Below are 501 nucleotides of genomic sequence, written 5' to 3' on the forward strand. Positions count from 1 at the left end.
TTTCCTGCGCGACGGCAACGTCAAGGTCTTCGTGACCATGATGGCTCTGCGTCATCCTGACTATCCCTTGAAGGGCGACGAGGCGCGCAAGTAACCACAGTTCCACGAGGAGAGTCATGCCTTACACAGTAGCGCGCCCACGGGCGTGGATAGCCGGCCTGCTAGCAGCATTGTCACTGGCAGTGTCCGGTTGTGGCGAGGAGCCAATCGCGGTGTCAATGGTTGGCTATAACCACACGGACGTGGGGATTTACGCGTTTGAGGTCAACGGTCATGGCGGACCGAACATTGGTGCGCATAGGGGCGGCGGCAATCGCACGTGTTGTGTCATGGTGCCCTTGGTCCACGAGCTTGGTATGACGGTAAAGGTCAGATGGGTCAATCGCATTGACGATGTGCCACAGGTGCGATTCGTCTCCGTGCCTCCCTATCGGCCAGACGAATTGGGAAGGTTTGCCGTGCATTTTCTGCGCGACGGCAATGTCAAGGTGTTCGTGACGA

At 57.9% G+C, this 501-nt stretch carries 1 protein-coding gene; it reads left to right on the plus strand.

Going from position 1 to position 501, the window contains the following annotated elements:
• Positions 1-116: 116 nt before the first annotated feature.
• Positions 117-501: DUF3304 domain-containing protein (locus AC1DP9_RS27760; RefSeq protein ID WP_477109079.1), on the plus strand; the 385-nt coding region annotated here is incomplete at its 3' end.

The sequence above is a fragment of the Cupriavidus sp. 01L43 genome, assembly GCF_056399925.1.